The organism is Caballeronia sp. LZ001, assembly GCF_031450875.1.
Classification (GTDB): Bacteria; Pseudomonadota; Gammaproteobacteria; order Burkholderiales; family Burkholderiaceae; genus Caballeronia.
The window spans coordinates 3,334,019-3,348,240 of record NZ_JARTVX010000004.1 but is presented as its reverse complement, the minus strand read 5'-3'; the positions used below and the strand labels follow the sequence as shown (position 1 = coordinate 3,348,240).

Genomic DNA, 14,222 nt, shown 5'->3' with positions numbered 1-14,222 from the left:
ACCAGTGTGAATGGCAGCTCGTCGCCGGGATCGCCGTGCCTGCTGCCGTTTGTTTGAATCGAGCGCGAGAGGATACTTCTCAACCGATCGTCATCAAATTCGCATTGCCGCCCGCCGCCGCCGTATTCACGCTCACCGAGCGTTCCGTCAGCAGACGTTCGAGCGCATAGTCTTCGCCGTCATGGTTAGCATCGGCGAATGTTCCCGCCGCCACGCCCTGCACCGATACGATTGGTCCCGGGCGCTTCGCGACTTCCTTCACGAGCGACAACAGTTCGTCGCTGTCGCCCTCGAACAGCACGGCGTCGAACTCCGCCGCCGCGTCTTTCCTGACCGCGGCATACGGCTTGAGCGATGCCGGCAGCGACGCCGCCAACTGCTCGCCAGCCGAACCGGCGAACAGCGCCTTGTTGCCCGTTGCCAGCACGGCGGCAAACTGCGCCAGCGCGCCGCTCGGGGTTGCCGCCACGCACAGCACCGTGCCGCGCGCGCCGAGCGTGTACGTGTTGCGCTCGCCGGTCGGACCGGACAGCACGGCCGTCGCGCCTGCGAGCACGTGTTGCAGATAACCGTCGCAACGCGCCGCGGTCTGCGGATCGCGTTCGCCGATGGACCAGTCGCGCAGCGCCGTGAGAGCGGCGGTCGGGGCATCGGCGGATGCCGCCTTGTCCACCACGAGCGCGCTTGCCAGCGACTTCGGCAGTCCAGTGGGACGCTTGGCCAGCAAGCGCTGCAAGTACAACGCGCCGCCCGCCTTCGGACCCGTGCCCGACAAACCTTCCCCGCCGAACGGCTGCACGCCGACCACCGCGCCGATCACATTGCGGTTCACGTAGATGTTGCCCACGTGCGCGCGCGAGATGACATGCGCGATGGTTTCGTCGATCCGCGTATGGATGCCGAGCGTCAGTCCATAACCGGTCGACCGAATTTGGTCGAGGAGTTTATCAAGAGACGAACGGCGGTAACGCACCACATGAAGCACCGGGCCGAAGACCTCGCGCTTGAGTTCGTCGATGCCGTCGAGTTCGATCAGCGTCGGCGGCACGAATGTGCCTTGCGCGCAACCGTCCGGCAGCGGCAGTTGCACGACCTTGCGGCCCTTCTCGCGCATCTGCGCAACGTGCGCGTCGATGCCGCGTTTCGCGTCGGCATCGATCACGGGACCGACATCCGCCGACAGCCGGTCAGGATTGCCCACCGCGAGTTGCTTCATCGCGCCGGTCAGCATTTCGAGCGTGCGATCCGCGACATCGTCTTGCAGACAAAGAACGCGTAGCGCCGAGCAGCGTTGACCCGCCGAGTCGAACGACGACTGCATCACGTCCGCGACGACCTGTTCCGCAAGCGCCGAGGAATCGACGATCATTGCGTTCTGGCCGCCGGTTTCGGCGATGAGCGGAATCGGGCGGCCGTCCGGATCGAGCCGTTCGGACAGCGTCTTGTTGATGAGGCGCGCGACTTCGGTCGAGCCGGTGAACATCACGGCGCGCGTGCGCGGGTCGGCGACGAGCGCTGCGCCCACGGTTTCACCGTTGCCCGGCAACAGTTGCACGGCGCCCGGCGGCACGCCCGCTTCGCGCAGAATGCGCACGGCTTGCGCGGCGATCAGCGGCGTTTGCTCGGCTGGCTTCGCGAGCACCGGATTGCCAGCCGCGAGCGCCGCCGCGACCTGACCCATGAAAATCGCGAGCGGGAAGTTCCACGGGCTGATGCAGACCACCGGTCCGAGCGGACGATGCGTGTCGTTCGAAAATTCCTCGCGAATCTGTGCGGAGTAATAGCGCAGGAAGTCGATAGCCTCGCGAATCTCCGATACCGCGTTCGCGAGCGACTTGCCTGCTTCGCGCACGACGAGGCCCATCAACGTGTGCATCTGCGCTTCGAGCAAGTCGGCGGCGCGCGTGAGGCAGTCGGCGCGGTCATCGACGGGCGTCGCTTGCCAGATCGGCGCGGCGGCCACGGCGTTGGCGATCGCGGCGCCGACTTGTTCCTTCGACGCTTCCACCACCGTGCCGACGAGATCGCGCAGATCGGCGGGATTGCGAATGTCGCGTGCGACGCCGTTGTGCGGATCGTCGCCTTCGAGCATCGGCTCGGCGCGCCACTGATGATTCGCGCTCGCGAGCAACGCCGACGACAGCGACGCCAGGCGATGCTCGTTCGACAAGTCCAGACCCATCGAATTGGGCCGCTCGTCCCCGTACAACTGACGCGGCAGCGGAATCTTCGCGTGCGGCGCGCCGAGCGGCACGATCTTCTGCGCTTCGTCGATCGGGTCTTCGACGAGATCCTTCACGGGGATGGATTCATCGGCAATACGGTTCACGAACGATGTGTTCGCGCCGTTTTCGAGTAGACGCCGCACGAGATACGCGAGCAGCGTTTCGTGCGTTCCGACCGGCGCATACACGCGGCATGGCCGGTTCAGCTTGTCGCGGCCCGTGACTTCTTCATAGAGCGGTTCGCCCATGCCGTGCAGGCACTGAAACTCGTACTGGCCGGGATAGTAATTCTGTCCCGCGAGGTGATAGATAGCCGACAGCGTGAACGCGTTGTGCGTCGCGAACTGCGGATAGACGGCATCCGGCGCGCCGAGCAGTTTTTTCGCGCAAGCAAGATACGAGATGTCCGTATAAATCTTGCGCGTATAAACCGGATAGCCTTCGAGGCCGTCCACTTGCGCGCGCTTGATTTCGGTATCCCAATACGCGCCCTTCACGAGACGAATCATCAGCCGGTGCCGGCTGCGGCGCGCCAAGTCGATCAGGTAATCGATCACGAACGGGCAGCGCTTCTGATAACCCTGCACCACGAAGCCGATGCCGTTCCAGCCCGCGAGCGCCGGGTCGAAGCACAGCGCTTCGAGCAGATCGAGCGAGATTTCGAGGCGATCCGCTTCTTCCGCGTCGATGTTCAGGCCAATGTCGTAACGACGCGCGAGCAGCGCCAGCGCGCGCACGCGCGGCAGCAGTTCGCTCATGGTGCGTTCCTGCTGCGAACGCGAATAACGCGGATGCAGCGCCGAGAGCTTGATCGAGATGCCCGGGCCTTCGTAGATGCCGCGCCCGCCCGCCGCCTTGCCAATAGCGTGAATCGCCTGCTCGTAGGACGCGTAGTAACGCTGCGCGTCTTCCTCGGTGGTCGCTGCTTCGCCCAGCATGTCGTAGGAATAGCGGAAACCGCGCGCCTCGAACTTGCGACTGTTCGCGAGCGCTTCGGAGATGGTCTCGCCGGTGACGAACTGCTCGCCCATGAGGCGCATCGCCATGTCCACACCCTTGCGGATCAGCGGCTCGCCGCCTTTGCCGATCATGCGCGTCAACGCCGACGACAAACCGGCCTCGCTATTCGTCGTGACGAGCTTGCCGGTGATCATCAAGCCCCACGTCGCCGCATTCACAAACAGCGACGGCGCCTGGCCCATGTGCGAACGCCAGTCGCCCTTGCTGATCTTGTCGCGGATGAGCGCGTCGCGGGTCGCGCGGTCGGGAATGCGCAGCAGCGCTTCGGCGAGACACATCAGCGCAACGCCTTCCTGACTCGACAGCGAGAACTCGTGGATCAACCCTTCCACGCCGCCGCCCGTGCTCTTCGCGCGCAAGGCTTCGACGAGTCTGGTCGCGAGCTTTTCGGTATCGGCGGAAACGCTGGCCGGCAAGCGCGCTTGTCCGATCAGGAACGGCACGCATTCGGGTTCCGGGCGACGATACGCCGCCGTGATCGCCGCGCGCAACACCGACTGCGGTTGCACGTTCTGCGCGAAATCGAGGAAAGGTTGCGGCGCGCTGTCGTCATCGCCCTCGACGGCTACGGTCTCGCCGGGTTCGCCCGAGCCGTTCGTGCCCGAGAGTTCCGGCGGAAGCTGACCATGCTCGATACGCTCCAGATAGGCAAAGATCGCCTGCTTGATGAGCCAGTGAGGAGTGCGCTCGAGCCGGGTCGCGGCATCTCTGAGCCGTGAACGCAGCAGATCGTCGACTTTGACGCCAAGGGTTGTGCTCGCCATGATTCCTTCGTTTGCCGGACGTGCTCACCCGGCCGTAGACCTAAAAGTTGGCGAATCGTACTCCGCTGAAATAAAAGGTGCAACCGACAATTTCGAGAGGGTTGCACCATGTTGGAATCCTTGTGGGACAAGGCTTTGCGGGATGCAACGCCGAACGGACATTGGCGGAAATCACCTAGTAGTTTCCCTAGGCGTTTTTATTTTGGGACATGCCCTAAGTAATTGCCCGAGTGCAGCCGATATAAACGCCATGCGCGCCGTCGGCGCCACATTCCGCGGAAGACCACCGCGGGGCTCTCGGAGAATAACGAGCATGAGCACTTGGATGGTGATAGCCAGCGTTTGGGTGATGTTCGCAGTGTGCGTCGTCTTGTTTGTGCGAGGCGCATCGCCGCATGTAGGCCGTTCGGACGATCTGCACGACGACCTCGAATCCGCATCTGGAAGCGCCACGCGCGCCGAGTATTAGACGTCCAGCGGATCCACTTCCACGTTCCAGCGCAGTACGCCCTTCAGCGCGCGCAACGCCGGTTGCCACGCGCGCAGGGCGGATTGCAGCGCAGCCCGCGAGCTGCTTTCGAGCAGCAATTGCGCGCGGTGCACGTTGAACACTTTCACGATGGTCAGCGGCACGGCATCGTAGACCGTCACGCGGTCCGCGCCCGGCAAGGGCGCGAAGGCGGCCGCCGCCTGCCCGAGAAACGCCAGCGCCGCTTCGAGCGTGCGGCCTTCCGCGCGCAGCATGGCCTGATAGACGAATGGCGGCAGACGCGCGTCGCGACGTTCCGCGAGCGTCGCGTTGGCGAATCCCACGTAATCCTGCCGCGATAACGCCTGATACAGCGCGTGACGAGGATATCGCGTCTGAATCATCACTTCGCCGGGAAGTCCGGCGCGACCCGCGCGGCCGCTCACCTGCGTCAGTTGCGCGAAAAGCCGTTCGCTTGCGCGAAAGTCGTGAGAAAAAAGCGCGGTGTCGGCGTTCAGGACACCCACGAGCGTCACACGGCGGAAGTCGTGACCCTTCGCGATCATCTGCGTGCCGACGAGAATATCGACCTCGCCCGCATGGACATCCGAGAAAAGCGCCTGCGCGCTGCCCTTGCGCCGCGTGCTGTCCGCGTCGATGCGCAACACCCGTGCGCCGGGAACCACACTCGCGAGTGTTTCCTCCACGCGTTGCGTGCCGCGTCCCATTGGCGCAATATCGATGTTGCCGCATTCCGGGCATGCCTTTGGAATGCGCGATTCCCAGCCGCAATGGTGACAGCGCAACGCGCGCTCGGGCTTGTGGAGCACGGCGTAGGCGCTGCATCGCGGACAGCCCGCGACCCAGCCGCAGGCGTCGCACGACAGAATCGGCGCATAGCCGCGCCGATTCAGGAACACGAGACTCTGTTCGCCGCGTTCCAGACGCGCCTTCAGCGCTGCGATGAGCGGGCCCGACAAGCCTTCCACGGACGCGCGCCCGCGCTGCCTTTCCTCTTCGAGATCGATGAGCCGCACGCTTGGCAACGCCGCATCAGCGACGGCGCGGCGCTTGAGCGTCAGGCGCGTGTAGCGGCCCTGCTCCGCCTGCCACCAGGTTTCGAGCGATGGCGTCGCCGACCCGAGCACGACGGGAATACCAAGCTGCTTCGCCCGATAGATGGCCAGATCGCGCGCGGAATAACGCAACCCTTCTTGCTGCTTGTACGCCGGGTCGTGCTCTTCATCGACGACGATCATCGCCAGTTTTGGCTGCGACGCGAGGATCGCGAGGCGCGTGCCAAGCACGATGCGCGCGCTTCCCGTGTGTGCCGCGAGCCAGTTGCGGGCGCGTTCGCCCTCGGCAAGACCGCTGTGCATCGTGACGATGGAACCGGGCGCAAGCATCGAAAAACGATTGCGGAACGCCGCCTCGAACTGCGGTGTCAGGTTGATTTCGGGCACGAGCACGAGCGCCTGCGCATCCGCTTGTCTGGCGAGCAGCGCGGCAAGCGCGTGCAGATAAACCTCGGTCTTGCCGCTGCCCGTCACGCCGTGCAGCAGAAAAGGCGCGAAGCCTTGCGCGCTCGCGATGGCATCGACGGCTTCGCGTTGCTCGTCGGTCAGGCGCGGCGGCGCTTCGGTCGCCGCGAGCGTCGGCGCGTGATCCGCCGGCGATGCGTCTTCAACGCTTTCGATCCAGCCGCGCGTCAGCCATTCGTCGAAAGTCGCGCTTGCCTTGGGATGTACGGCGCGCGCTTCGGACAAACCCAGCGTCTCGCTCGATCCCAGCGCTTCCGCCAGCCGCCGCAACGCGCTCGCCCGCGCGGGCAAGGCACCCGGAAGTTCGGCTCGTCCGGCTGCCAGCATGCGGTAACGCGGCTCGACCGCGAATAGGCGGTTCCAGCGCGATGCGTCGCGTAGAGCTTGCGGCAAAGCGGGCAGCGCAACTTCGCCGAGCCCGCGTTGATAGTATTCCGCCGCGAACGTCGCGAGCCCGATCCATTCGGCGGAAAGCGGCGCGCAGGCATCGCAGATGGCGGTTACGTGGCGCAGTTTGTCGGCGGGGACGTCGGTTGAGGTCGCGATCTCGCAGATGAGCCCAACGACGTCGCGCCGCCCGAACGGCACCTGCACCAACGAGCCGACCACAGGCTCGACGTCGAGTTGATAGACGTAATCGAACAGCACGGACATCGGCTGATCGATAGCGACGCGCACATAGAGGCCGCTCATGCCACGCGACGCCTTTCGGCAAGCCACGGCGGGCTTTCCGACAATGACATCAGGCTTCGCGCGACGAACTTAAAGTAAAACATCAGAATCGCTGGTAAACCGAAGATTATTTTTAGATTTCCGATGCTTTCCACAGGCCTGTGGATAACTTTGTTGAGAAGTGCATTACGGGCTGCCGCAAACCGTGTCGCCAATCACTTATGTGCGTCGGCCCACATTTCGGGCAGACCACAACAAACATTAATGCAAACAGGCACTTACGCAACAAATAGCGACATTTAATTGATCGCGGATGGCGATATGTCTGATGGCGCGCCGCAACGTACAAAATGTGTATAACTGCTGTCTTGACATCTTTCGATTCCACCAAGGGCGGGCGTTTCAGACAAATCCGACGATTTCTGAAACGCTGCACCCGACGGTATCGCGCTGCACTGCAACATACTGTTTAGCGTACCAACGCGGCCGCGCGCATCGCCCGGCTGTGCGAATGGACTTCATCGACCAGCTCGGCAACGTGTTCGGGCGGCGTGAACTGCGAAATGCCGTGGCCGAGATTGAAGACGTGTCCCGGATGATTGCCGAAGCTTTCCAGCACACCACGCGCTTCGGCACGAATCGCCTCGGGCGGCGCAAACAGCACGCTCGGATCGATATTGCCCTGCAACGCCACGCGAGCGCCCACTTTCTCGCGCGCCGCGCCGAGGTTCACCGTCCAGTCCAGCCCAACGGCATCCACGCCGATTGACGCGATCTGCTCAAGCCACAACCCGCCGCCCTTCGTGAACGTAATAACCGGGATCCGCGCGCCGTCGTGCTCGCGCTTGAGGCCTGCGACGACCTTCGCGATGTAGTCGAGCGAGAAGCGTTGATACGCGCCGTCGGCGAGTGCGCCGCCCCAGGTATCGAAGATCATGACCGCCTGCGCGCCGGCTTCGATCTGGGCGTTGAGATACGCGACAACCGCTTGCGCGTTCACATCGAGAATGCGGTGCATGAGATCGGGCCGCGAATAAGCCATCGATTTCACGGTGCGATGATCGTCCGAGCCGCCGCCTTCCACCATGTAGCACGCAAGCGTCCACGGACTGCCCGAGAAGCCGATGAGCGGTACCCGCTGACGGCCTTCCGCGTCGGTGAGCGCGCGGCGAATCTGGCTAACGGCGTCGGTGACATAGCGCAGCGTGGCGTCGATGTCCGGCACCGCCAAGCGCTTTACGTCGTCTTCGGTGCGCACCGTGCGTTCGAAACGCGGACCTTCGCCTTGCACGAAGTTCAGCCCGAGGCCCATTGCGTCGGGAATGGTGAGGATGTCGGAGAAGAGGATCGCCGCGTCGAGCGGATAACGTTCGAGCGGCTGAAGCGTCACTTCGGTGGCGTAATCGGGATTCTTCGCAAGACCGAGGAAACTGCCTGCGCGTGCGCGCGTGGCGTTGTACTCGGGCAGATAGCGCCCGGCTTGACGCATTAGCCAGATCGGCGTGTATTCGGTCGGCTGCCGCAAGAGCGCGCGCAGAAAGGTGTCGTTCAGGAGAGTGTGGGCCACGGCGCTCGATGCTGAATGCGAGGAATCGTCCATTCTACCGGACGATGCGCGCGTCATCGGCGGCTGAGAGTGATGTTCAGACTCACGCGCGCTCGTTATGATCGACGGCGGCAACCAATACGAATAGAACACGGAGAATCGATGAAACGCGCGTTTTTAACGTCCATTAGTGTCGCAATCGCCGTCTTTGCCGGGTCGATGTCCACCACCGCACTTGCTCAAACGGTGCAAGCGGGAAGTGTCGGCACCGTGCCCGCGCCTCCGCCGCCCGTCGCGCCGCCCACGCGGCTCGACGACATCCTCGGGCGCCACACGCTGCGCGTCTGCACGACCGGCGACTACAAGCCGTACACGTTCCTGCGTACGGACGGACAGTTCGAAGGCATCGATATCGACCTGGCGGAAAGCCTCGCGAAGTCGCTTGGCGCCAAGGCGGAATACGTGAAGACTTCGTGGTCGAACCTGATGAACGATTTCATCGACAAGTGCGATATCGCGGTCGGCGGCGTATCGACGACACTCGACCGGCAGAAGCGCGCCTTCTTCACCGCGCCATATATGGAGGACGGCAAAACGCCAATTGTTCGCTGCGATGACGTGGACAAGTACCAGACCGTCGAACAGATCGATCAGCCGAACGTGCGCACGATCGTGAATCCCGGCGGCACGAACGAGCGCTTTGCCAAGCAGTTCTTCCCGCATTCGCAGTTGATCGAGTACCCGGACAACGTCACGATCTTCAAGCAGATTCTGGACGGCAAGGCAGATGTCATGGTCACGGATGCCTCGGAAACGCTGCTTCAGCAGAAGCTCAATCCAGGCCTATGCACCGTGCATCCGGACAAACCTTTCCAGTTCGGCGAAAAGGCGTATCTGCTGCCGCGCGGCGATTGAGGTCGGTCGTCAATCGTGGAGAGCAATGGCCTAGGCTGCGAGTTGCATCTTATAAAATCGTTGGGTGAAGGCGGCAGGAGACAGATAACCAAGACGGGCCTGCTTTCGCTGCCGGTTGTAAAAGATCTCAATGTATTCGGTCACGGCCTGTCGAGCCTCAGCGCGTGTCGCGAACCGGCAGTGATGCACGAGTTCGTTTTTGAGCGACCCCCAGAAACTTTCCATTGGTGCGTTGTCGTAGCAATCGCCCTTGCGGCTCATCGACATCGTCATGCTGAACTGTTTTGTCAGATCCCGATAATCGTGGGAGCAGTATTGAGCGCCGCGATCGGAATGAACAATCAGTCCCGCCTGTGGCCGTTTGAGCGACACCGCGCTGAAAAGCGCTTGCATCACCAAGCTGCGAGTCATCCGTTCGCTCATGGCGTAGCCGACCAATTCGCCGTTGAAGAGGTCCTTAATGCCAGCAAGATACAACCACCCCTCATCGGTCCATAAGTAAGTGATATCACTTACCCAAGCCTGGTTCGGAGCGCTCATGTCAAATTTGCGTTCTAGCAAATTCGGTGCGACTGGCAGATCGTGCTTGGAATCGGTTGTATTTCTAAACTTGCGCTTCTGCTTGCAGCGAAGTCCCAGTTTAGAGCGAATGCGCCTGATGCGATGAAGACCAACGCGCACGCCGTGATCTCGCAAATCGGCTTGCAGCCGCTCGCGTCCATAAGTGTGCCGAGTTCGTTCATGGGCTGCAGCAATTTGGACTTCAAGCCTTGCGTTCTCCTGTGCACGTGGCGACTCAGCACGTCGACGCCAAGCGTAATAGCTGCTGGCTCCCACCTCGAACACTCGACATAGCACTGCGATCGGATAGTCATGTCGCATCGCTTCGATCCGGTCGTATTTCACCGCGACTCCTTCGCGAAATAGACCGTCGCTTTTTTTAGAACATCTCGCTCCATCGTGACTGTTGCAAGCTCTCGCTTCACCCGCGCCAACTCCGCTTCGAGCTCGCTTTGCGGCTTTTGCGCTTCACCGACTTTGGCCAACGTACCTTTGCGCTCAGCAACAACCCAGGCACCCAGTGTCTTGACCGACAAAGATAAACGGCTGGCCGCTTCGCGCTGCGTGAGCCCTTCAACAACCACGAGCCTCACCGCCTGCTCGCGAAATTCCTTCGTGTAGGTGCCCTTCAGTACTCGATTCATTTGATCTCCGTTTCGCTCATTCTACGAGACATTGATCTCCAATTCTTTCAGCCTAACTCAGTCGTAAAGCGGGTCGTAGACTGCCGCGACGATCAACGCGGGCGCAGGCGTCCGCTCGAACGGCTCGGCGAGCGGAAAGGCGCGCACGTCATGGGCGTCGGGCATCACGCCGGACAGGAACTGAGTCCAGTACCACTTCATCTCGTCGTTGGTGAGGCCGGGGCCGTTCGCGTTTGCAAGACAGCTCGCGCTCTCGAATTGCCGCCGCATCACCGGATACAGCAGAAGCTGGAGACTGACGAGGCCGGCCACGCGCTCGTTCGCGCCGCGCGCCGCGACCACCGAGAGATGCGCACCCGCGCTATCGCCACCGACGGCCAGCCGGTCCGTCGCGAAGCCAAGCCGAGAACGATGTTCGGCGAGCCAGATCAGCGCGTCGAGGGCATCGTCGCAAGGCGCGGGAAATGGATGCTCCGGCGCCAGCCGATAATCGACGCTCGCGACTGCGCACTGCGAGTCGCGCGCGAGGCGGGCGACCAGCGCATCATGCGTCTCGATATCGCCGACCACCCAGCCACCGCCGTGAAAGTAGACGATTAGCGGCAGCGGACCGTTCGCCGACTTCGGCTTATAGATGCGCGTGGCAAGCGTGCGCCCGGCAAGCGGAATCTCGATGTCCTCGACGAAAATGGTTTCGTCCGGCGCCGGGGCGTAGGCTTTCGCCACTTCGCTGAAGCGCTCGCGCACTGCCTTCGCGTCGGCATCGGGACCGAGCGGCGGAAAAGCTTCGGCGACGGTGGCGTAGTAGCGAAGCAGAGCGGCGTCAATGGTCATACGAGTCTCCAAGTGCGTCTTTTACGGGAAGTTTTGGCGGTTCAGGCCGAATGAGTATCGATTTCATACGTGCGCCCGTTCGATTTTCCCGGAAAATGCCGATTAACGCAGCGGCCCATATAACCGGAAAAACTCCGGGAGTTTTAGCGGATCGAATAAATTAGCTTAATAACTGACAATATCTGCACGGCTTTGTACGCATCCGCGACCGAAAATTTAACGAGAGCCTTATGGGACGGGGGTTACAACCTGAAACACTTTGTTACGGCGGGTCAGAATCAATTCGCCCACAATCTGTTCAAACGGTTTCAACACGGATGTGTCCGGGCGCGCGGTTGCAAATGCGGCGTTTTCCGGTGGTCGCCTTGGGCGAATCTCTGAAAGGGACATCAGTGTTGGGATCGTTCTTCGATTTGACGTTGAATCGAATCCCACCTTTGGTCTCCTCGCGCTAACCCCGTAGCGTGTGGTTTTTAGCGGGCTCCAGGCCCGCTTTTTTTTCGCCTGCACAAACGTTTGCGCTAGTTGCGAGTTTCGCCGCCGAACGTTTCGTGCCATGACAGGAAGGGAGCGCTTAATAGCGCTCCCTTCGTCGTTTCAATTACGCCGTTTTGGCTTCCGCAAGCTTCAGGTCGTCGATCATCTGCGCGCGCATCACAAACTTCTGGACCTTGCCTGTCACCGTCATCGGCAATTCGTCGACGAACCGGATGTAACGCGGAATCTTGTAGTGCGCGATTTGTCCTTGGCAAAAGTCGCGGATCTCGTCGGCGCTGGCGATCTCGCCCGGACGCAGCACGACCCAGGCGCACACCTCTTCGCCATACTTTTCATCCGGGACGCCGAACACCTGCACCGACTGCACCTTCGGATGGCGGAACAAGAATTCCTCGATCTCGCGCGGATAGACGTTCTCGCCGCCGCGAATCAGCATGTCCTTCAGGCGTCCGACGATGTTGCAGTACCCGTCGGCGTCGAGCGTCGCGAGGTCGCCGGTATGCATCCAGCCATCGACGATTGCCTCGCGCGTCTTTGCGTCGTCGCCCCAATAGCCTTTCATCACCGAATAGCCGCGCGTGCACAGTTCGCCCGTCTGGCCGACCGGCACGATTTCGCCGAGCGGGTCGATGATCTTCACCTCCAGATGCGGCTGAACGCGCCCGACAGTGGTCGTGCGTTTGTCGAGCGGGTCGGTGGTCGAGCTTTGAAACGAAACCGGACTTGTCTCCGTCATGCCGTAAGCGATGGTGATCTCGTCCAAATGCATGGTGGAGACCACACGCTTCATCGTTTCGATGGGGCACGGCGAGCCCGCCATGATGCCCGTGCGCAGCCGGCTCAGGTCGTAATTCGCGAACTCGGGATGATCGAGTTCGGCGATAAACATCGTCGGCACGCCGTGTAGCGCCGTGCAACGCTCCTCGTGCACGGCGGCGAGCGTCGCGGCGGGATCGAATGCCTCGCCGGGGAACACCATCGCGCAGCCGGTCGATACGCAAGCCAGCACCGCGAGCACCATGCCGAAGCAGTGGTAAAGCGGCACGGGAATGCACAGCGAGTCGTTCTCGGTGAGGCGCATGGCCATCGCGATATAGCGCGCGTTGTTCACCACGTTCCGATGCGTAAGCGTCGCGCCCTTCGGATTGCCCGTCGTGCCGCTCGTGAACTGCACGTTGATCGCTTCGTCGGCGGCGAGTTTGGCTTCGAGCGCATCGAGCTTGGCGGTATCGACGAGCGCGCGGCCTTCTTCCATCAACGCGTCGAAGTTGAGCATGCCGGGCGTCTTGCCTTCGCCCATTCGGATGATGGCGCGCAGGTCCGGCAGCTTCGCCGCGTTTAGCGCGTTCGGTTGCGCATGGGCAAGTTCCGGCGCGAGCGTCTGCAACATCTCCAGATATTTCGACGATTTGAACTGCTCCGCCGCGACGATCGCCTTGCAGCCGACCTTGTTCAGTGCGTATTCGAGTTCGGCAAGCCGATAAGCCGGATTGATATTCACCAGCACCGCGCCGATGCGCGCCGTCGCAAATTGCGTCAGCAGCCATTCCGCGCGATTCGGCGACCAGATGCCGACGCGGTCGCCTGCTTCGATGCCAAGCGCAAGCAAGCCGCTCGCAAGCACGTCGATCTCGTCGGCGAACTCACGCCAGGTCCAGCGGATGTTCTGCTCACGAAACACGACAGCGGGACGCCCGGGAAAGCGGCGCGCGGTATCGAGAAGAAAGCGCGAAACGGTGGCGTCGCTCAAGGGCGTGTCGGTCACGCCGCGGACGTAGGAAAGACCGTCACGCGGTTCGACTTGCGCGCTGGCCTGCGTCGGTTGAGTTGCCATCGAAGGGTCTCCGCTATCGACCGTGCAAGATATGCAGCCTCAAGGACGTAGGCTGTTTGGAAGGCTATTTTGCACGGTGGCAAGCGGCGCTGGCATCAAGTGTTACCCGCAATCGGGGTGCACAACGGTCATGCAGATTTGCCGGGAAGCAACCCGGACTCGCCATAAAAAAAGCAGCCCGGAGGCTGCTTTCTTCGATTCGCTACAAGCGCGCTGGCTTAGTGCTTCGAGCCAAGCTTGCGCAAACGCTGAATGGCGGCGAGCTGTGCCGTTGCGTACGCGAGTTCCGCTTGCGCGGTCGCATATTCAAGGTTCGAGCCCGTGTTCTGCAACGCTTCTTCCGCGCGCTTCTTTGCTTGCTCGGCCTTTGCTTCGTCAAGATCGGCGCCGCGAATGGCGGTATCGGCAAGAACGGTCACGACGCCCGGCTGAATCTCGAGGATTCCGCCTGCGACGAAAACGAACTCTTCCGAACCGTCTTCCGCTTCGATGCGCACCGCGCCCGGACGAATGCGCGTGATGAGCGGCGTGTGGCCCGGCAAAATGCCGAGTTCACCTGCTTCGCCCGGCAGCGCGACGAACTTCGCCTGGCCCGAGAAGATCTGCTCTTCCGCGCTGACGACGTCTACTTTGATGGTTGCCATATCGACTCCTGAGCGTATTACGAAGGCGCGGAGTTTTGAGATCCGCGCCCGCTTC

At 62.0% G+C, this 14,222-nt stretch carries 7 protein-coding genes and 1 pseudogene; 1 reads left to right on the top strand and 7 read right to left on the bottom strand.

Annotation, left to right across the window (positions count from 1 at the left end):
* Positions 1-79: 79 nt before the first annotated feature.
* The 3 genes from putA to hemE all read right to left on the bottom strand — a co-directional run bounded on the left by putA (position 80) and on the right by hemE (position 8,258).
* Positions 80-4,009: a trifunctional transcriptional regulator/proline dehydrogenase/L-glutamate gamma-semialdehyde dehydrogenase gene (putA, locus tag P9292_RS26585; RefSeq protein ID WP_309962047.1), complete on the bottom strand. Its 3,930-nt coding sequence runs from the start codon at positions 4,007-4,009 to the stop codon at positions 80-82.
* A gap of 465 nt (positions 4,010-4,474) precedes the next feature.
* Complete coding sequence (locus P9292_RS26580) at positions 4,475-6,712, bottom strand: primosomal protein N' (protein ID WP_309962045.1); 2,238 nt, start codon at positions 6,710-6,712, stop codon at positions 4,475-4,477.
* A gap of 448 nt (positions 6,713-7,160) precedes the next feature.
* Entirely contained in the window at positions 7,161-8,258 is a 1,098-nt protein-coding gene (gene hemE, locus P9292_RS26575; RefSeq protein WP_309962043.1) for a uroporphyrinogen decarboxylase, read from the bottom strand.
* A 141-nt stretch (positions 8,259-8,399) separates the two neighbouring features.
* Here hemE and P9292_RS26570 point away from each other — a divergent pair.
* A pseudogene (locus tag P9292_RS26570) lies at positions 8,400-9,149 on the top strand (transporter substrate-binding domain-containing protein); the annotation flags it as partial.
* Positions 9,150-9,182: 33 nt separating this feature from the next.
* Here P9292_RS26570 and P9292_RS26565 read toward each other — a convergent pair.
* From P9292_RS26565 to P9292_RS26550, 4 genes are all read right to left on the bottom strand, one after another.
* A protein-coding gene (locus tag P9292_RS26565; RefSeq protein WP_309961939.1) for an IS3 family transposase occupies positions 9,183-10,357 on the bottom strand; the annotation gives its coding sequence in 2 pieces (ribosomal slippage) (positions 9,183-10,084 and positions 10,084-10,357; 1,176 coding nt in all).
* 57 nt (positions 10,358-10,414) lie between these two features.
* The gene (locus P9292_RS26560) at positions 10,415-11,191 is read right to left on the bottom strand and encodes an alpha/beta hydrolase (protein WP_309962041.1); all 777 of its coding nucleotides are present in this window, start codon (positions 11,189-11,191) and stop codon (positions 10,415-10,417) included.
* A 601-nt stretch (positions 11,192-11,792) separates the two neighbouring features.
* Positions 11,793-13,523 carry an AMP-binding protein gene (locus P9292_RS26555; protein ID WP_309962040.1) on the bottom strand — a complete coding sequence of 577 codons (1,731 nt, stop codon included), beginning with the start codon at positions 13,521-13,523 and terminating at the stop codon, positions 11,793-11,795.
* A gap of 218 nt (positions 13,524-13,741) precedes the next feature.
* On the bottom strand, positions 13,742-14,167 hold the full coding sequence (locus P9292_RS26550) for a F0F1 ATP synthase subunit epsilon (protein ID WP_244826603.1): 426 nt from the start codon (positions 14,165-14,167) through the stop codon (positions 13,742-13,744).
* Positions 14,168-14,222: the final 55 nt, after the last annotated feature.